16 protein-coding genes are annotated in these 18,507 nt (G+C 46.7%); 3 read left to right on the top strand and 13 right to left on the bottom strand.

The genetic code is table 11. The features are described from left to right. Positions 1–18: 18 nt before the first annotated feature. The gene (locus KNO68_RS09755; protein ID WP_214684950.1) at positions 19–2,898 is read right to left on the bottom strand and encodes a DEAD/DEAH box helicase; all 2,880 of its coding nucleotides are present in this window, start codon (positions 2,896–2,898) and stop codon (positions 19–21) included. A 111-nt stretch (positions 2,899–3,009) separates the two neighbouring features. On the opposite strand from KNO68_RS09755, the gene KNO68_RS09750 reads away from it, so the two are divergent. Further along, on the top strand, positions 3,010–3,552 hold the full coding sequence (locus KNO68_RS09750) for a histidine phosphatase family protein (protein WP_215112427.1): 543 nt from the start codon (positions 3,010–3,012) through the stop codon (positions 3,550–3,552). A gap of 26 nt (positions 3,553–3,578) precedes the next feature. On the opposite strand, the gene KNO68_RS09745 is transcribed toward KNO68_RS09750, so the two are convergent. The 4 genes from KNO68_RS09745 to KNO68_RS09730 all read right to left on the bottom strand — a co-directional run bounded on the left by KNO68_RS09745 (position 3,579) and on the right by KNO68_RS09730 (position 6,464). Next, a complete protein-coding gene (locus KNO68_RS09745) occupies positions 3,579–4,442 on the bottom strand; it encodes a DegV family protein (protein ID WP_214684946.1) in 864 nt (287 codons plus the stop codon). A gap of 114 nt (positions 4,443–4,556) precedes the next feature. Further along, a complete protein-coding gene (locus tag KNO68_RS09740) occupies positions 4,557–5,039 on the bottom strand; it encodes a methylated-DNA--[protein]-cysteine S-methyltransferase (protein WP_214813507.1) in 483 nt (160 codons plus the stop codon). After that, on the bottom strand, positions 5,026–5,919 hold the full coding sequence (locus KNO68_RS09735) for a DNA-3-methyladenine glycosylase family protein (protein ID WP_214813504.1): 894 nt from the start codon (positions 5,917–5,919) through the stop codon (positions 5,026–5,028). Before KNO68_RS09735 ends, KNO68_RS09740 begins: the two co-directional genes overlap by 14 nt. Continuing rightward, a complete protein-coding gene (locus tag KNO68_RS09730) occupies positions 5,916–6,464 on the bottom strand; it encodes a bifunctional transcriptional activator/DNA repair enzyme AdaA (RefSeq protein WP_031424154.1) in 549 nt (182 codons plus the stop codon). Before KNO68_RS09730 ends, KNO68_RS09735 begins: the two co-directional genes overlap by 4 nt. A gap of 173 nt (positions 6,465–6,637) precedes the next feature. On the opposite strand from KNO68_RS09730, the gene mprF reads away from it, so the two are divergent. Next, positions 6,638–9,130: a bifunctional lysylphosphatidylglycerol flippase/synthetase MprF gene (mprF, locus tag KNO68_RS09725; protein ID WP_215112426.1), complete on the top strand. Its 2,493-nt coding sequence runs from the start codon at positions 6,638–6,640 to the stop codon at positions 9,128–9,130. Between the two features lie 42 nt (positions 9,131–9,172). Here mprF and KNO68_RS09720 read toward each other — a convergent pair whose 3' ends face one another. The 8 genes from KNO68_RS09720 to KNO68_RS09685 form a co-directional block, all read right to left on the bottom strand. Continuing rightward, on the bottom strand, positions 9,173–9,742 hold the full coding sequence (locus KNO68_RS09720) for a DUF1349 domain-containing protein (RefSeq protein ID WP_215112425.1): 570 nt from the start codon (positions 9,740–9,742) through the stop codon (positions 9,173–9,175). Continuing rightward, positions 9,717–10,259: an NUDIX hydrolase gene (locus tag KNO68_RS09715; RefSeq protein WP_078145989.1), complete on the bottom strand. Its 543-nt coding sequence runs from the start codon at positions 10,257–10,259 to the stop codon at positions 9,717–9,719. Before KNO68_RS09715 ends, KNO68_RS09720 begins: the two co-directional genes overlap by 26 nt. A gap of 13 nt (positions 10,260–10,272) precedes the next feature. Then, entirely contained in the window at positions 10,273–10,767 is a 495-nt protein-coding gene (locus tag KNO68_RS09710; RefSeq protein WP_215112424.1) for an LURP-one-related/scramblase family protein, read from the bottom strand. 62 nt (positions 10,768–10,829) lie between these two features. Then, the gene (locus tag KNO68_RS09705; RefSeq protein ID WP_215112423.1) at positions 10,830–11,495 is read right to left on the bottom strand and encodes an HAD hydrolase-like protein; all 666 of its coding nucleotides are present in this window, start codon (positions 11,493–11,495) and stop codon (positions 10,830–10,832) included. Between the two features lie 102 nt (positions 11,496–11,597). Continuing rightward, on the bottom strand, positions 11,598–12,248 hold the full coding sequence (locus KNO68_RS09700; RefSeq protein ID WP_214684932.1) for a FusB/FusC family EF-G-binding protein: 651 nt from the start codon (positions 12,246–12,248) through the stop codon (positions 11,598–11,600). Positions 12,249–12,369: 121 nt separating this feature from the next. Beyond that, entirely contained in the window at positions 12,370–12,636 is a 267-nt protein-coding gene (locus KNO68_RS09695; RefSeq protein ID WP_078145985.1) for a CD3324 family protein, read from the bottom strand. A gap of 246 nt (positions 12,637–12,882) precedes the next feature. Then, positions 12,883–15,657, bottom strand: coding sequence for a glycoside hydrolase family 3 protein (locus KNO68_RS09690; protein ID WP_215112422.1), 2,775 nt, complete (start codon positions 15,655–15,657; stop codon positions 12,883–12,885). Continuing rightward, the gene (locus KNO68_RS09685) at positions 15,654–16,706 is read right to left on the bottom strand and encodes an alpha/beta hydrolase (RefSeq protein ID WP_214873700.1); all 1,053 of its coding nucleotides are present in this window, start codon (positions 16,704–16,706) and stop codon (positions 15,654–15,656) included. Before KNO68_RS09685 ends, KNO68_RS09690 begins: the two co-directional genes overlap by 4 nt. A 163-nt stretch (positions 16,707–16,869) precedes the next feature. Between KNO68_RS09685 and KNO68_RS09680 the strand changes: the two genes are divergently transcribed. After that, a complete protein-coding gene (locus KNO68_RS09680) occupies positions 16,870–18,315 on the top strand; it encodes a DEAD/DEAH box helicase (RefSeq protein ID WP_214873562.1) in 1,446 nt (481 codons plus the stop codon). The last annotated feature ends 192 nt before the right edge of the window (positions 18,316–18,507 follow it).

Here is an 18,507-nt window from a genome sequence, read left to right as displayed (position 1 = left end):
GGTACGCCTCGGCTTTTTTTAATGTGTTTTCTCATGCAAGTAATCATATATCTGTTGATCGACACTCTCTTTTAGCATTAAATTCATCGTGACTACAGGAAGTTCTTGACCATTTTTATTTAGCATTGTTGTGTTTTGTATAGATTGTTGATCGGGTTTCACTTCACCTAAATAATAAAAATCTCCGCCTTCATCGTCATCTTTTTTCACAAATAGATGGATATCAATGTTTTCTTTCTCTGAATCAATAATTTTACGTACTTCTTCAGATTTTGTGGTTCTTCGACTTCGAGTATACCAATGAAATACCTCTGGACTAATAAAGGAATCACCATAATTAACACTAGCTTCAACGTCTTCACTTTTATGATACGTTACAAATATAGGACATGTATGATGCTTAACTTTATAACCATACATTGTAGATTGCTCTTCTTTTTCCCAATTTAATAATCGACATACATCTTTTCTCGTATACTTTTCCAATCTCGTTAACGGTTTTGTTTGATTATATCGTTTACTTCTTAGGATTGATGCTTCTAGTAAGTCGTTTAATAACTTAGCAAACCACTCATTTTGTAACATAGTTTGTATATGTGAAGATAATCGATACGTGTCACGATCAAATTCAATATACGGCTTATTACTATATTTCTTTCGGTCTGCATCGTTAAAGAAATTTAAAGATAATACATTCTCTACTGATTTGAGCGTTGCATCATCTACTCGAACATGATGATCATGTAAGTAGTTAATAAAATTGAATTTACTTATAGAGAGATCAGATACCAAAAGTTTTAACAAATAAATCTCATGTATTCTTTTACCTGATAAAAGTTCTTGGGTTGCCATAAGTAAAATTTGCTCTTCTTCTTTCGAAAGAGGGGGCACTTCACTTTCAACAACTCTTAAAAAAGCACCATAATGTCCATTTTTAGTTGCTATAACAACCGGATCCATTGAGTGATTATCTATAAAGTCAGTCAACATAGGTTGTCTACCTAATCGATTTTTCAAGTTCTGATATGCTTCTTTTAAAGTTTTTAAATCGGTTAATCTTGCTTGGTTGATTGATTCATAAATTCGTTCTTTAGCAACCGCTTCAAAATTAATAGTTGATGTACCAGAGATATAGCTCCGATCGATTACTTTACGACGAATAGAATCTTTATTTTGAGAACGATCACCTGAGAGAGCAATTGGAATTAAATAATTATTTTTATAGTTTGCTATAAAATCAATAACGGTTACATATCGTTTAGATTTATGCTTTCGTAAGCCCCTTCCTAATTGTTGAATAAAGATAATACTCGATTCAGTTTGTCGAAGCATTACAACTTGATTAATGCTTGGTATATCGATCCCTTCGTTAAATATGTCCACAGTGAGAATATAGTCGAGTAATCCCTGTTCTAGATTATTTACCTCTTGCTTTCGTTTTGCTTGAGCATCATTCCCGGTTAAAGCACATGTTTTAAAGCCTCGAGCATTTAATTGCTCAGACAAATATATTGCTTCTTTTTTAGAACTGCAGAACATTAGTCCTCGCAACTTTTCACCTGAATAGCCGTAGTATTTAATCTTTTCAATAATCCGCTCAACTCTTTCAGTTGATACAAGTTTTTGGAACACTTCAATTTCTTTTTGCTCCCCATCAATTTCAAGATCAGTTACCCCGAAATAATGGAATGGACATAGCATATTTTCTTCAAGTGCTTCTTGTAAACGAATTTCATATGCAATGTTGTAATCGAATAGTCTGAACAAATCATATCCATCTGATCGTTCAGGAGTAGCGGTCATTCCAAGTAAGAACTTCGGAGTGAAATATTCTAACAGTTTTTGATATGTATTGGCTCCGGCCCGATGACTTTCATCAATCAACATGTAATCAAAAGTTTCTTGTGCAAATTGATATAAAGTTTCATCCTTTGAGATGGTTTGAATCGTTGCAAACACATATTTAGAGTCAATTACTCGACTTGTTCCTGACAATATACCGTAATCTTCAATGTTCCCACCAATCACTTTATGAAAATCATTTATGGCTTTTTTCAAAATTTGTTCACGATGGACTACAAATAACATTCGCTTCGGTTCATATCGACGAACATCAAATGCAGCTAAGTATGTTTTCCCAGTCCCCGTAGCTGATACAACAAGTGCGCGTTGATGACCTTGCTGTCGGACTGCGTCAATACCGTCTAAAGCAGAACGCTGCATGTCATTCGGCTTAATTTCAAGCTCCCGCTTGACTTGATTAAAATCGTGCATACTTGGAAACTCAGCAACTCGATCTCTAACCATTGGACGATATACATTTTCATAGGCTTTAATCCATTCTAAGGTTAGAGGAATCGATTCATTCCACATTGTTTCGAATCGATTGAAAAAGTGTTGAACAATTTCACCGTTTTCATGAGATGTTAGTTTAATATTCCATTCGTAGTTTGTTTTTAATGCTCCTGCAGTTAAGTTTGAACTACCAACAATTAATGAAAAGTAGCCTTCATGTTGAAAAATATATCCTTTTGAATGAAATGCATTCACATCTGCAATTTTTACGTCAACATTCGAAATTTTCAAAAGTTCTTTGAACATTTTTGGCTGATTAAACAGTTGATATGTAGAAGTGATAATCTCGCCTCGAATACCTTTTTGATTTAAGTCATATAATGTTGATTTAAGTGTTGCCAGTCCTGATTCTGTAATGAACGCAACAGCAAATCGAAACTTCTTACAAATTTTCAATTCATCGAGTAACGCGGTCAATACATCCTGTCTTTTAACTCGTTCGTTTACTAAAAGTTCTGGTTTAAACGGACTAGAATGATAATGATCTTTATCTATAAACCCAGTATAAAGAGAGTTTTCTAATTGTCTTTTCAAATGATCCATTTGTTCCTCCTACTTATCATTAAGTAAATTGAAATATATTCTATGATATGAAATAGTTTTACATATATTTCATTATTGGCTTTTCACTAAAAATGATCAAGGAGAATCCATATGCCCACACTCTATTTGGTTCGCCACTGCTCAGCCGCGGGCCAAGAACCTGACTCACCGCTCACAGAAGACGGTCACGCCCAGTCTTTATGGCTTCGCGATTTCTTTTCTGAACTCACAATCGACCGGATCATCTCAAGCGATTATACCCGTGCAGTCGCTTCGGTCACGCCACTCGCCGATGCTCATCACCTCTCGATTGAACGTGAACCGTTACTGAGAGAACGCATCCTATCTCACGAACCGCTCGAAGACTGGCTGACCCCATTACGTCAGTCGTTCAGCGACCCGACGTTCAAGTTGCCTGGTGCCGAATCGGCTGAGGAGGCGACGCAGCGCATCCTACAAGTCGTCGAGCACGCCAAAGCTCCGTATGCTTCAACCCTATTAGTGACACACGGCAATCTGCTCGCACTCTTATTGCAACATCTCGACCCGCAATATGACTTTGAGACATGGCGTAAGATGCGTAACCCAGATGTCTATCGTCTCGATTATCACGACAGCACACCGGTCATCGGGCATATTTGGCCAAACAAATAAGCCGTCTCGCGATGAGACGGCTTTTGTCACTTCTCTACGAAAAACATCGAGATGGCACCAAGCCCGACATGTGTCCCGACCGAGACCCCCATCTGCATGAGGTAAATCTCGCCGGCAAAATCGGTTTCGGTTTCGAGCTTCGCTTTTAAGTTCTCCGCAATCCGTTGGTCCGATGTGTACCCGATGATCACGAAATTCGTGATGTCCGGGTTGACGCGTTTCACGAACTCGTCCGTATAATGCTTCAGCACTTTACGGGTGCCTCGTTCCTTGGCAACAATGGCACCTTTCCCGTTCTTCATACTCATGATGGGTTTTACCATGAGTAGTTTTCCGATAATGGCACTCGCGTTTGAGAGCCGTCCGCTCTTGATCAAATGGTCGAGGTCATCTACGGATAAGAAGTGTTTTACTTTTGTCTTGTACGTCTCATTGAAATCAACGAGCTCTTCGAACGTCGAACCGGCTTCACGCATCTGTGCGCTCTTCAGCAACAGCCAGCCGCTACCGTGACTCATCGAACGAGAGTCGACGACATAGATTTTGACAGGTGAGTCAGGATGCGCTTCTTCAAAGTACTCTTTTCCGATGACCGCCGATTGATACGAGCCGCTCGTGCCGCTCGACATACAGATACATAAAATCTCCTCATGGCCGGCAGCAACCGCATCTTCCATCAATTTCAAGAACGTCGCCGGGCTCGGCATCGCCGTCGTCGGGAATTCCGGGAGCGCTTCCAACATTCCGTAAAAATCATCCGGCTGGATATCCACCCGGTCCTGGTAAGACATATTGTTCATGGTGATGATCAACGGCGCGACCCCGATGTTGTACCGTTCAAGCACTTCATCCGATAAGTCACACGTTGAATCTGCTAATAATTTAATCATGCATTCCTCCAAAACTTTCTCCATAAGTGACGGGAATCATCCTATAACTTCGTCGATTCCGACGTCACGATAGGACCTCTTCTAGTGTAGCAGATTTGGAGGGGGAAATGTTTTTTACTGGGGGTGATGTGCGACTTGTTTTTCATGTTGCAGGAGCCATTCTTTTCGCCAAAGTCCACCGGCATAGCCCGTCAATTTCCCAGTCGATCCGATGACGCGATGACAAGGCACGACGATGCTCAGTTTGTTGCGTCCGTTCGTTGCTCCGACTGCGCGAACAGCCGTAGGTCGCTTCACGCGTTCGGCAAGTTCGCGGTAAGAAGCCGTCTCCGCATACGGGATGGTTTGTAACGCATCCCACACGTCATGCTGAAACGTTGTCCCGATTTGCTCAGTCGGGAACGTGAACGTCATACGCTCGCCACGAAAGTAGGCGTTTAGTTCATCCCGGCACTGTCGCAATACATTTGGTACATCTTGCTCCATACTTCGTTTGCTTTCCCGTTCGACGAATAAAATCGATTGAACGACCTGCTCCGCCCCGATGATTTCTAGGACGCCAATCGGTGTCTCCACGTCTAATTTATACGTTCCCATATAATGACCTCCACAGATAGAATGTCGCGTATCCTTCCCAACCTTGCCACGATTCACCGTAACGCTTCACTTCTTCAATCGTTGGTTTCTTCGCTGTCCCTAACTGATGCTGAATCGCTTGATGCAATCCGACATCCGCAATCGGAAAGGCTGATGCGTCCTGAAAACACTTCATCAACACATAGTCTGCCGTCCATGCTCCGACACCTCTTATCGCGAGTAACCGTTGACGGATATCAGCTGAAGAGTGTGATTGTAAAGCCGTTTTTGACAGGTCTCCATTCGTTATTTCCCGTGCAATATCAATGACATACTCTGCTTTCCTGCGACTGAATTGAAGCTCACGTAATCCTTCCGGTTCGAGCAAGGCGATTCGTTCCGCCCACGGGAACGTCCAGTACGCTCTTCCTTCGACGACTCGATGGTCTCCATATCGTTCAACAAAGCGTCGTTTGATCGTATACGCAAACGACAAGGTGATCTGTTGCCCGATGATGGCCCAAACGAGTGCTTCGAACAAATCTGGAAAGCCAATCATCCGTAATCCGCGATGTGCTTCAATCAAAGGAGCCAGCAATTCATCCTCTTCACCCATCGCTTCAAACGGCGCTAAATCACGATCAAGGTCTAACCAGTCTCGTACCTCACGTGCGACACGTTCTTTTTCTGTCTCTGATACTTCATCGAAAGGGAACCGTACATGAATGTGATTCCCCTCTTCTCGAAGCTCGATCAGGATGAGCCGTTCCCCGATTCGCATCAACTTTCGAACCGTGTCAGGTGTGGTCACATGGAGCACTTCTTGTTCTGACCGACTTAAAAAGACGAGACACTCTTGAAAATCAAACGGCTGCTGAACAGCAAGTAGCATCTCTGTCATAGGTCCTCTCCTTTTCGATACATGTTCGGTGTACAGCCTTTTACTTGTCGGAACACACGGTAAAAGTTCGATGGTGTTTGAAACCCGACCTCATAGCAGACCGTCAGATTACTCATGTCGGTCGTTCGCAATAAATAAGCCGCCTTGTCGATTCGAATCCGTTCAAGTAGTTGCCTCGGAGTCTCTCCTGTCGCCTGGGTGAATGTCCGCTCCAAATGAAAGGGACTCAGTTGGGCGTGTTCGGCAATCTGTTCAAGGCGAATGGGTTGTTTATAATGGTTCACGAGATACGCCGTCACTTGTTGAACGAGCGCACGGTGTGGGGCGTGTTCGACTTCTGGCTGACATCGCTTGCACGGTCGAAATCCATTTGTCTCCGCTTCTTCTCTCGTTACGTAAAAATCAACGTTCTCTTTCTTCGGTTTGCGGGATCGGCACGATGGTCGACAATAGATCCCTGTCGTTTTTACGGCTGTATAGAACAATCCGTCATAAGTTGCATCGCAGGCGAGCACTTTCGCCCACTTTTCGTCAAACGTCAACATCTCCACACCCCTTTCTTCTCTCACTGTAGCAAATCTAAAATTAACATTTCGTCCTCTTTCTTGCGCTTACAATCCCCTCTTTTTGAAACGTTTTACAGATTTCAATCGTATCCTATAGTACGATTTAGACAGAAGCTGCTGTCAGTCCTATGGCAGATAAGGAGAAGATCGCAATGCGTACTCGTTTTTCATGGAAACAATTAAAATGGCTCATTCCTATAGCGTTAATCGGCTTGATTTTGATTCAGAGCGGACAAGAGTTGAAAGACCTCTCGCTCGCGACCGCCTTCACGACACTGAAACAACTGACCGGTTGGGAACAGTTCACACTCATCCTACTCGGTGGGATCGCTGTCTTGACGATGACGGGCTATGACTATTTCCTGCTACGCTCTTTACATATCGAGCTACCGAAACGAAAAATCGTTCAAACAGCGTGGATCACGAACTCGATGAACGGGATGCTCGGCTTCGGCGGCGTGATCGGGATCGCGCTTCGTACCTCCCTCTACCGTCCCTATACGGATACGAAACGCCTACTCCGTGCCATCGGCTGGATGACCCCGACACTCATCAGTGGTCTGTCCATTCTTTCCATCGGTGTGCTCCTCGAGATTTTCCCGGCTGGCGGGCTTATCGGTACGAAACCATGGATTTGGCCGGTGCTACTCGCCGTGAGTGCGATGCTCCCATTTTATTTGTTCGTCACATCACGCCGATCAAATGTCGGGTGGTCCACTCTGCTCGGGTACACGATGACCTCGATCGCAGAATGGGTCACCGCAGGATTCGTCGCCATTTATGCCTTGACGTTACTAGACGGGTCGGCCTCGTTCGTGCAACTCTTCGGGGTATTCATCGTCGCGACGGTCGTCGGTGTCGTCTCCCTCGTCCCTGGGGGTGCCGGAACGTTTGACTTACTGTATCTCGTTGGGATGACTCAACTTGGGATTCATCAAGACATCGTTTTGTCTTCACTAATCATCTATCGATTCGTTTATTTTGTCGTTCCCTTTTTAATTGGACTTTTTCTCGCAGCCATCGCATTCGGAGATCAGGTCGTCAAACAAATCGAGTATCGGCCAATCATCGGGTCTTCTTATGAGATTGGGACCGTCGTCTGGCGCGTCGTTTCGCGGACGCTTGCGAAGATTGGACGCTTGACTGGAAGTCTCATCGCACTCATGAGCAGTCTGTTGATTTGGTTCCAGACGCTTCTCCCGAGCGTGACGCCGCTCTATGAAGTGAATCGCTGGTTTGAATGGATTGGGACCCTTTTCTTATTGAGTGCCGGACTTCTCATGTTTTTATCCGTCTATGGCATGTATGTTCGGACAAAACGAACACTCTGGTTACTCAACACTGCCTTCATCTTGGCGACCATCGGAGTCATCGCTCGTGGGTTAAACCTGTTTGAGACCTTCGTCGTCATCGGGTTTGCGATGTTCGTCTGGTTGACACGTAAACGACACGTCCGATACCGTTCGATTTTAACGACAGGACGTCTCATCCGAAGCTTGATTTACGTCCTGCTCTATGTCGGCACCCACGCCCTCTTATTGCAGTCATTCGCAGGTACAGACAACTTATTCTTCACATCGCATCAAGCCGGTTGGTTGACGACGTTCGTCTTATTGTTAACTTCAATCGTAGCAAGTGTACTCCTGCTCTTGTTCGATCGTTGGAAACGTCCGGCGCTTGGAGAGGCCTATGATGAACATCGCATCCGACAGTTCCAAGCAACACAGCCCACATCGAGCAGTTTTGACTTGGCCCATATGGCAGATAAGCGTTTTTACATGAATGAGGCCGGAGATGCGTGTCTGTTGTTTGCGACGTCTCGGAACCATGCCATCGTCCTTGGTGATATCCAAGGCGAGAAGCAGGCTGCGACTTCTCTTTTGACGCGATTCATTGAAGATGCGGATCGAATCGGGTATATTCCTTTATTTTATCAAATTACACCGAATTGGATGCCTCGCCTTCATGATGCCGGATTCACGTTCTTCAAATTAGGGGAAGAGGCGACGATTGACGTCTCGGCCTTCTCCTTATCCGGGAAGAAGCGTGCAAATATGCGCTCTCTCTACAATCAGTTTGAGAAGAAGGGAATCACGTTCGACATCGTCTGTGAACCGAGCCTCTTGCTGTTACAAGAGTTAAAAGACATCTCAGACGAATGGATCGGGAATCGAAATGAGAAAGGCTTCTCTCTCGGATTCTTCAACTATGAAACGTTGACACGTTATCCGATTGCCTTGTTGCGAGATGCGGACGGTGTCGTCGTGGCTTTCATTTCGCTACTCCGGGGAGAAGGGGCCATCTCCATCGATTTGATGCGTTCGAAAAATGATGCGCCGACCGGATCGATTGAAGTGTTAATCCTTCACATCATCGAATGGGCTCGCGCAGAAGGCTATGATCATGTCGGACTCGGCGTGGCACCACTTGCCGCCGTCGGAGAGCAGACGTTCTCCCATTGGCCGGAGCGCGTCGCCGCCGACATTTTTGAAAACATCAGTTACATCTATCCGTTCAGTGGCTTGCGACAGTTCAAACAGAAGTTCAAACCATCTTGGGAAGGACGCTATCTCGCGTTCCGCCAGCGTCGTAAATTGTTGCCATCGATTTTACGAACAGCGCGATTGATTAGTCGGAAACGCTAAAAAACAGGAATTTCTCACGATGAGAAATTCCTTTTTTCAGACTCACGTCGATGCTTCCCGTAGCTCCCAATTCGAAAATGTCACGTCAAAACCTGTCGCATTCACATCCGGGCTACAGGCATATGGACCGATGCGTAATGTCGATACGTCATGGAGATGGGCAATGCGAAGCTGTTCACGCATACCGTCACCATATTCAAAGAAAATCTCCACATCTCCATCTGTATACACGATTTCAAACGTCAACGGATTGCGAACCATGTCATTTGAAAAATCACATGTCGACCAATCCGAATAGCCAAACGAGGTGACGACTGCGCCAAGATGGGACGGTCCGTCCGGAATGTACTCGACAGACGTCTTGATCCAATGGTCATCATTCACATATAAGACGATTCCGGCCTGATCATATGTATGGCTCGGTTCCATTTGGATTGTCGCCCGACATGTAAATCGTTTGGCTTTGACGTCTGTTAGTCGCGCATGCGCCGTCATGCGATTGAATCCGTAATGTGTATTTCGCCAAAAGTCCGTATCTGGCAAAGTGCGGAAAGTGAGCGGTTCAAATCCATTCACGCTTTTTGGTTCATTTATCCACTTGTACGTATGCATGATGATCAATCCCTCCCCATTGTCCTCGCATGGCAAACAGTAACGGTATCATCGGTGTGTGATACGGTATGAATTCATGCTGTTGAATCATCTGCAGAATCGTCGCCTCATCCGCCCACTTCACGGCTTTCACTTCAGATTCTTGAAGTGTCAGCTCGTTCAAATCCACTTCCATTTCGACCAAATAGATATCGTCAAATCCTTCGTCAAAATTGACTGTCAGATGCGGTCGTGTCTGAGATAGATCAAGCTTGAGCCCAATCTCCTCTTCGAGTTCCCGCATCGCGGCTTGCTGGCTTGTATCTCCTACCGTGGCACTTCCACCGACTGTAATATCCCACATGTTTGCCCAACCATCCTTGAACGGTTGGCGCTGTTGAATCAACATCTCGCCCTTCTCGTTAAAGATACATACGTGGATGACAAGATGGTATTCCCCTTTCGGCAATCGACTTCCGCGTTGCCACGTGCGACCGGTCTTTTCTCGGTCGACCGTATAGACGTCCCAAAATTCCATTCGATACTCCCCTTTATGTTGCTGCGCTAGATGCCGCTGCTTGATCTGCTTTCGCGCAATCGATCGCTACGACGATAGAGATGAGCAAATGCTCCATCTCCGGTTCTTCGACACGAATCTCGTAACTATCGCCCCACGAGAACCACTTCTTTTGCACACTTCCAATCGATTGTCCGTTCTTCGTCACATCAAAATCCATGTCCCACCAATCGCCTTGGACATCGATCCCGGCCGCATCGATGGAATATTTCGGTTTGAAAAATGAAAACTCTTTCGAGATGGTCATCATATCTGTGCCGTCCACTTCCACAAAAAATTTCGGCAAAAAACTGAACGTCTTTTTCGTAATCGTTGTGACCGTCTGACCGTTCATGTCTTTAATTTCAAACGACTTCGGAAACTTCATAAAACTACCTTCGATGAAATATTGATCATGTCCGTCCGCATCTTTGATAGTGAAGCGCCCGCGTAGACTGAACACTTTTTGTTTCATGTAGAGCGTGTGCATGATAATCCCTCCGATTTTGTTGTAGTCCTTTACTTACGAGACCAATCTCGAAATCGATTCACTTATAGCGAAACCGTCTCCTTTAGAACGATGTCGAGTACTTCCGATAAATGATTCACGATATAATCCGCTTCTTTCAATTCTGTTTCTTGCGCAAAATCAAAACGACAGCCGATTGAAATGAGTCCGTTCGCTCGTGCAGCCGAGATATCCGATAATCGGTCTCCGACTACGAAGCCGTCCTGAATCTCATACTTCTTCACGATTCCAGCCACTAAATCGGCCTTATCCAACGTGTCGATTTGTTGAATGCTATAAGTTTCTGTGATCCAACGATCCAATTCATAACGCGTGACGATGGCTTGTAAATAGTCCACCAAACCATTACTTGCGACGAAGATGGAATGCCCCATTTGATACAATTGTTCAAACAGTTCGAGTACCCCCGGATATAATGCTCCATTCCCGTTTTCGATGTTTTTGATGAGTCGTGTTAAGAAATAGGCATCGACCTCTTCTCTAGTTTGTTCGTCGTGTCGTGGGAGCAAGGTTTTCCAAACAACGGGCAATGGTACGCCCATGATGTTCCGATATTGACCAATCGGTGTCGGGCCTATCCATTTTTCTTCACTTCGTAAGTAATCGAACGTTTCATCGAGTGCTAACTCTAAAATCAAATCTGTCCGAAACAATGTTCCGTCCATATCAAAAATCACTGCATGTTTCATCCGCTTCCTCCTTTTTAAATTAGAACTTCTTGGATTCTATCTAAAGAGATATCGGAAAGGTTGTACAGTATTTTATAAAAAATAAAAAGCCCGACTCTCTCGTCAGGCCTGTAACGCTGTATGAACAAAAGTATGCAAAGCCTCTTGGCTCGTGATGTGTTCGTTGCACGTCTTACTGTCTACACATACATATGTGCCGATGGCTTTGTAATAGTCCGGATTTTTCGCTTGTTTCGCTTTCGTGATCGTAACGCAGTACGTCACATCCGTGAACTGATTACAAAAGGCACATATATTTTTCTTCGTATTCGTACTCGGTTTACATGCAATGCCAATCAATTGACCTTCGTATTGGCAAATTATCAACTTTTGATTGGAACGTCCATCGTTCCAACCTAGATACGTGAGTCGTCCAAAATCAACATCGGATAACTCCGGTAAACGAAGCTTCTTTTGTTTCGGGAACAAACTCTTCAGTTGCTCGGCAGAAATAACGGGAAATGGTTGAACCCATTCTCGTAATCGTTGCATATATTCGTCGAACGCTTCGTTCGTCTGTAGCGTTGTGAACTGTAACAGCTTTAGTTGTTCAGTCGTTGCCTCAGGGAATGCATACATCACTTTCGATTGTGCCAAGTCGATGACTGCTCGCAAGACAGAAGGCGGCAGGCTTTGCATTCGACTCTCTTTGACGAGCATCACTTGTTCTTTGATGAGATTATATTGTTCGTTTTGAATAAATGGATCTGACATTTTGTCGCCCCCTTCCTTCATTCTCAGTTTACAGGAAACAATGCTTCCTTACTGTGTACACTTTGATTAAGAAATATAGTCGACCTAAAAAGGCACGACTAGCGAACTAGTCGTACCTCCTTCATGTCGACCGGTATACAATCTTTCGAATCGTGTGCGTCGCCAAATGATAGGACATGGCCAGATTTTCGATTCGCTCTCCGTTCCGAAACGCTGCGCGTATGGCTTCGTTTCGTTCCTCAAGTAATTGTTTTCCACCGTTGACCGTCCCCCATTTCCGTTTCGTGTCAGTCGGGGTCGGCACATATAACGTTTCACCTTGTACGTATTGTTGCACCTCTTGCAACAATCGTTCTGGCAGGATATGTTGCGCATTGACGTACTTCATCATACCTCGCTCCTTATTGAATGAATCCAATCCGATAAGGGAGCAAAGCCAAGTGGTTTACGTTAAAATCAAGCGATCAAGGTATTCGTTTCGCCCCATGCAAGTGATCGCCTTTCGTCCAAATGGCTTTGCATGAGTGCGTGAAGACCTAGAAAATCGAAGCCGATTTTCCACGGGTATGCGCCTCCTTTACGATGTGTCGTTCTTTCGATTATACAGTATTCAATGAATCGGCAAAAGGGCGGCTCAGCCGTTCTTCATACTGAATTCATCTGCGAGCTTGAAGGACACGTCCTTCACTTCTAATCCACTTAACGCGAAATAGAGCTGGAGATAATTATGCTGGTTCAAGAAGAAGACCTGCTTCGTCTGCGTCACCCATTCTCCGTCCGTCCCATTAAACGTGAACGTCGCACCCGGGATATTGTTCGCAAATAATGTCACCGGCATCTGTGCCAACTCTCCCGCGTTCGAACGGGCAGTCAACGTGATGTCATACGTCCCCGTTTGGTCGACCGAGATAGCGAAGACGTGTGTGTTTCCAGTCGAGGTATCGATTCCTGACAAATCCACATGTTCCCCGTTTTCGAGATGTTGGTAATCCAACTCAAATGTATCCTGTTGATTCATCTCATCCTCAAAGCCGAGCACCTCGACTGAACCGTCATGAATCCCGAGAAGACGCTCCATCGCCGGTGATTTCAAGATGAACGTACAAATATTGCGCGCGCTCCGCAACAACTCGCCCCGTGTGACAATCCCTTCTTCGAGTGATGCCATCGTGTTATCCTCGAACGAGTTTAGGTCCGGGCGGTCGACGACCATATACAAGTCGTTTTGCGAACGAACCATCGCCGCTGTGTTTTGACGATTGGCCGACTCATCCTCACGGAAGTTCACTTTTGCCCACCAGTCTGTCATGACGATGCCTTCAAAGCCCCACTCATCACGTAAGATACGCGTATTTTGATCGTATAGACCAGCCGTCCAGATCCCGTTGACCGCGCCGTATGTCGTCATGATGGACGATGCGCGTCCTTCTTTCACGGCCATCTCGAACCCTTTCAAATAAATCTCGCGTAACGCCCGCTCCGAGACGACCGAGTCGATATCGTGACGATGCGCTTCTTGGTTATTGGCGCTGAAGTGTTTGAGCGTTCCCGTCACCCCGACACGATGCATGCCGTTCAATTGAGCGACCGCCATCTTCCCAGTCAAATGCGGATCTTCCGAGAAATACTCGAAGTTTCGACCATTCAACGGGTTACGGTGAATGTTCATTCCTGGTCCGAGCAACGTGTCGACGCGGTTTTTTCGCATCTCAAGCCCAGTCATCTCAAACAAGTCTTCGACGAGATCGACGTTGAACGTGGAAGCCAAAAGCGTCCCGTTCGGAAGTGCGAACGCCTTCGTCCCGATATCCATGCGAATGCCTGACGGACCGTCGGCACAACACGCCGCTGGAATCTCAAGCTCGTTCAATCGGTCGGACACACCACCGAACGCCGCTGCCGTCCCCGGCGTGACACGCGGTGAGTTCATCCCTTGTCCGCGAACGATTGTCGCCAAATCCTCATCTGTCAATTGATCTAAGAATGTGTCAAGTGACGCCTTTCCATGATACACATCGCTCAATTTGATACCTTGGTCACCCGTGAACACTCTAGTCTCAGGGCGTTCTTCCAAATAACGTGTCTCGACGTCAACGGCGCGAAGCGGCGTCGACTCGTAGCCCACTTCAAATCCCTGTTCACCTTGAATTGGTTTCATCCGTTCGAACGGGAGGACAGGCGCCATATTTTCGCTTAACGTCTCGAGGACACGTTGCTCCTGCTGCTCGACTTCGAAAGCGAGTGTAGCCGAACGCACATCCGTTCCGGCATATAAGCGATATGTCCCTGTTTCTAGAACGAAGCTCGATTCATGACCCGTCAAGCCAGAGTCGTCGTAGCTCGCAAAGTCAGTCATGTGGACGTTGAACGAAAGCGTTTGTTGTTCACCCGGTTCAAGAAGCAAGGTTTTCTCGAACGCCACCAATGACCGGAGCGGATTCCCAAGCTTCCCTTGCGGTTTCTCGACGTAGAGTTGGACGACTTCTTTCCCGTCACACTCACCCGTGTTCGTCACTTCCACCTCAACCGTTAAAACGCCATCTACCTCTGCCGTACGCTTCACTTCCGTATTGAACGTCGTGTAAGACAGTCCGAATCCGAACGGGTATAAAACGTCATCTTTCGCGAACGTCTCGAAGTAGCGATAACCGACATAGATATCTTCCTGATAAATTCCTTTATCCGCGTGACCGAAGTTCTTCGTCGACGGATAATCCTCGATGGATCGGGCAATCGTATCCGTCAGTTTCCCGGAAGGACTCACGTCTCCGACGAGCACGTCGACGAGTCCTTTTCCACCTTCCATCCCACCTTGCCATGCATAGAGGATGGCACTCGGCTCCTTCGCCCACTTCATGTCGATGATGTTCCCAACGTTCAACACGACGACCGTCTTGTCGAAGCGTTTCGTCACGCGCTCGATCATCGCGTGTTCGATATCCGTCAATAAGTAACTACCCGGATCGGCCGTGTTGTCACGGTCTTCTCCTGCCGTACGTCCAATCATGATGAGGGCGACATCTGATTCTTGTGCCGCCTGTTCGACGAGTTCGTCCGTTACGTCCATCTCTTGTTGCGACCACGGTTCACCGGCCCAACCGACACCTTGGTCGAACGGATTCTCCTTCACCCATTCCTCATACGTCGCATAGAGCGATTCATTGATGTGAATGTCTGGGCGCTCGCGTAGTGCCTCAAGCGGTGTCGTGACGTGCCCGACGTTCACCATCCCACCGGATCCCGTACCGCTCTTATAGTAATGGAACTGGCTACGACCAAATACGGCTAGCTTCGTTCCTGACTGTAATGGGAGGGTCTTCTGTTCGTTTTTGACTAACACGACACCTTCCGCGACCGCTTGACGTGCCAATTCCTCATAACGAGTCCAATCCAATGTATACTGTTTCATTTCGTCAGCTCCTTAAGTCCTTTTGCGATTTCATTCATACAATCGTCTGCCTGTGGATAGTCTCCCAACTTGTCCATGAAGGCATGGTCCATCCCCCGATATGGAATGAGGCGTGTCGGGACGCCCGCTCGTGCCAGTTTCCGCGCATACGCCTCCTCTTCGAGTCGTAAGTAATCGTACTCCGCCGTCACAATCAAAGTCGGTGGTAGGCCTGAGACATCGTCTGCGAATAATGGTGAGACGAGCGGATGCGTGACATCCACCTCCCCTTGAAGATAGAGGTCATTTAAGAGCGAATCCGAGTCGGCGAGGGCGAGCACGACACCTCGAACCAGGTCGTGATGGTGTGAGATATCGTACGCATCGAGCGTCCATTCAAAATCATCTGTCGGAATCGATCCCAGATTGACGACAGGATAGACGAGTGCTTGATAACAAATGCGCCCCTCCCCTCGTTCTTGTTCCATCAGACAGCAAGCCGTCGCCAAATTTCCTCCGGCACTGTCTCCGGCGACGCCGATTCGGTCTTTCAGGATGTTCAACTCATTCGCATGTGCGTGTACCCATTCAAAGGCGCGGTAACAGTCATTCAATCCGGCCGGGAACGGATGCTCCGGGGCAAGACGATAATCGACGGAGATGACGACCGCGTTCGCCCGTTCCGAAAGCAATTTACAAGGATTTTCGACCGTATCAAGCGTTCCGCCGAAGAAACCGCCACCATGGAAGAAGAGGATGGCTGGGATGGCTTCAGTATGATGCGGACGATACAGACGAACCGGGATGTCACCATCCTCACTAGGAATCATGAGATACTCGGTTTTGATATCAGTCGTCGTCTGATCCCGGTTCGGCCACCCCATGCTGGCACGTGCCACCTCGAGGTCAAATGCTGTATCCGGTTCATCGTGTGAAGAATGATTTGCGGTCAACGTCGCAAAGACGCGTGGATCAAGGTCACCGGTACGGTCTGAATCCGGTATGGGTTTGATGATGGTTTCGAGGTGGTTTGTTCTCGTAAGTTGCTGATGCTGATTCAAATAATCCATGAGATTTTCATAACTGTGTTTCAATATGTAGACCCCTTTCACCAGTACTTATTTTTATATGAAATTGGCTTTCCTAATGCCTTTCGGTCTATAATGGACTGTATTGCAAATAGACATTGAAATTTTCTGAAGCAGAAGTTTTCACGAAAGAATGAGGTTACCCATGAACAAACAGCAATTCACTGATTATCGCCTGAGCGACGAGATCACGCGCGCGCTAGGCATTATGAAATACGAATCACCGACTGAGGTACAACAGCAGGTCATCCCGCGTGCGCTCGAGCGCGAAGACTTAATCGTCAAAGCACAGACGGGAAGCGGAAAGACAGCTGCTTTCGGGATTCCGGTCATCGAGCTCATCGACTGGTCCGAAAATAAACCCCAAGTGCTCGTCTTGACACCGACACGCGAACTCGCCGTTCAAGTACGGGAAGACATGACGAACATCGGACGTTTTAAACGAATCAAAGCGACTGCCGTCTACGGGAAAGAACCGTTCTCGAAACAGCGTGAAGAGTTGAAGCAAAAGACACATATCGTCGTCGGTACGCCAGGTCGTGTCATGGACCATATCGAGCGTGAGACCCTCTCACTCGACCGCGTCGAATACTTGATCATCGATGAAGCGGACGAGATGCTCAATCGAGGTTTCCTCGCCGACGTCGAGAAGATTCTTCAACAGTTGCCGAAAGACCGCGTCACGATGGTCTTCTCTGCAACATTCCCACAAGATATCGAACGTCTCTGCCAGAAGCATATGAATACTCCGGCACGTGTCGCGATCGAATCGACCGGCATGACCGCTTCGACAATCGAGCACCGCCTCCTACCGGTTCACCGGAACGAGAAACTGGCTGTGCTTCAAGACATCACGGTCGTCGAGAACCCGGACAGCTGTATAATTTTCTGTCGGACAAAAGAGAACGTCGACACGGTGTACGCCGAGCTCGACAAAGCCGGTTACTCGGCTGAACGCCTTCACGGCGGACTCGAGCAAGAGGACCGTTTCGCCGTCATGAACGGATTTAAGATGGGTAACTTCCGCTACCTCGTGGCGACAGACGTCGCAGCACGTGGAATCGATGTCGACAACGTCGAACTCGTCATCAACTATGACGTTCCTGTCGAAAAGGAAAGTTACGTGCACCGGACAGGTCGTACCGGACGCGCCGGCAAACAAGGAACGGCAATCACGCTCATGACCCGTCAGGAAGAACGTCTCATCGGAGCTATCGAATCATACGTTCAATTCGAGATTCCGATGATCGATGCGCCGACAGAAGCGGAAGTTGCAGCTAACCAAGATGCCTTTGAGCAGAAGTTGAGCGGACGACGCGTCGTTCGAAACAACAAGACAGCTCGTATTAACCAGGACATCATGAAGCTTCACTTCAGTGGCGGGAAGAAGAAAAAACTTCGCGCCGTCGACTTCGTCGGAACGATCGCCAAAATCCCTGGCGTATCCGCTGACGACATCGGAATCATCACAATCAATGATCAGATGACGTACGTCGATATTCTGAACGGAAAAGGTTCAATCGTCCTTCAAGCGATGGAGACGACGCCGGTCAAAGGGAAGAAATTAAAAGTAAGCAAAGCGCGTAAATAATACAACTCTAGCCTCAAAGATGATATTCGTCTTTGAGGTTTTTTGTTATTTCACAAATTCCGAAAGCGCTTTCGATAAACACTAAAAAAATATAGTTTTTAGAAAACGTTTTCACCTGAATCATACCTGTATCAAAGTTTAAATTCAACCTTCCTCACTTGATTGTCAAAAAAGAGCCCAAGGTTTACATCT

The organism is Exiguobacterium sp. s75, from assembly GCF_018617145.1.
In the GTDB taxonomy this organism is placed as follows: Bacteria; Bacillota; Bacilli; order Exiguobacteriales; family Exiguobacteriaceae; genus Exiguobacterium; species Exiguobacterium profundum.
The sequence above is the reverse complement of the archived record's forward strand: the minus strand, read 5'-3'. Positions and strand labels throughout refer to the sequence as shown.

What these genes read in the sequence shown, in the direction of transcription:
- KNO68_RS09755 (WP_214684950.1), bottom strand. Translation starts at nt 2,898, where the DNA reads ATGGATCATTTGAAAAGACAATTAGAAAACTCTCTTTATACTGGGTTT.
- KNO68_RS09750 (WP_215112427.1), top strand. Translation starts at nt 3,010, where the DNA reads ATGCCCACACTCTATTTGGTTCGCCACTGCTCAGCCGCGGGCCAAGAA.
- KNO68_RS09745 (WP_214684946.1), bottom strand. Translation starts at nt 4,442, where the DNA reads ATGATTAAATTATTAGCAGATTCAACGTGTGACTTATCGGATGAAGTG.
- KNO68_RS09740 (WP_214813507.1), bottom strand. Translation starts at nt 5,039, where the DNA reads ATGGGAACGTATAAATTAGACGTGGAGACACCGATTGGCGTCCTAGAA.
- KNO68_RS09735 (WP_214813504.1), bottom strand. Translation starts at nt 5,919, where the DNA reads ATGACAGAGATGCTACTTGCTGTTCAGCAGCCGTTTGATTTTCAAGAG.
- KNO68_RS09730 (WP_031424154.1), bottom strand. Translation starts at nt 6,464, where the DNA reads ATGTTGACGTTTGACGAAAAGTGGGCGAAAGTGCTCGCCTGCGATGCA.
- mprF (WP_215112426.1), top strand. Translation starts at nt 6,638, where the DNA reads ATGCGTACTCGTTTTTCATGGAAACAATTAAAATGGCTCATTCCTATA.
- KNO68_RS09720 (WP_215112425.1), bottom strand. Translation starts at nt 9,742, where the DNA reads ATGCATACGTACAAGTGGATAAATGAACCAAAAAGCGTGAATGGATTT.
- KNO68_RS09715 (WP_078145989.1), bottom strand. Translation starts at nt 10,259, where the DNA reads ATGGAATTTTGGGACGTCTATACGGTCGACCGAGAAAAGACCGGTCGC.
- KNO68_RS09710 (WP_215112424.1), bottom strand. Translation starts at nt 10,767, where the DNA reads ATGCACACGCTCTACATGAAACAAAAAGTGTTCAGTCTACGCGGGCGC.
- KNO68_RS09705 (WP_215112423.1), bottom strand. Translation starts at nt 11,495, where the DNA reads ATGAAACATGCAGTGATTTTTGATATGGACGGAACATTGTTTCGGACA.
- KNO68_RS09700 (WP_214684932.1), bottom strand. Translation starts at nt 12,248, where the DNA reads ATGTCAGATCCATTTATTCAAAACGAACAATATAATCTCATCAAAGAA.
- KNO68_RS09695 (WP_078145985.1), bottom strand. Translation starts at nt 12,636, where the DNA reads ATGAAGTACGTCAATGCGCAACATATCCTGCCAGAACGATTGTTGCAA.
- KNO68_RS09690 (WP_215112422.1), bottom strand. Translation starts at nt 15,657, where the DNA reads ATGAAACAGTATACATTGGATTGGACTCGTTATGAGGAATTGGCACGT.
- KNO68_RS09685 (WP_214873700.1), bottom strand. Translation starts at nt 16,706, where the DNA reads ATGGATTATTTGAATCAGCATCAGCAACTTACGAGAACAAACCACCTC.
- KNO68_RS09680 (WP_214873562.1), top strand. Translation starts at nt 16,870, where the DNA reads ATGAACAAACAGCAATTCACTGATTATCGCCTGAGCGACGAGATCACG.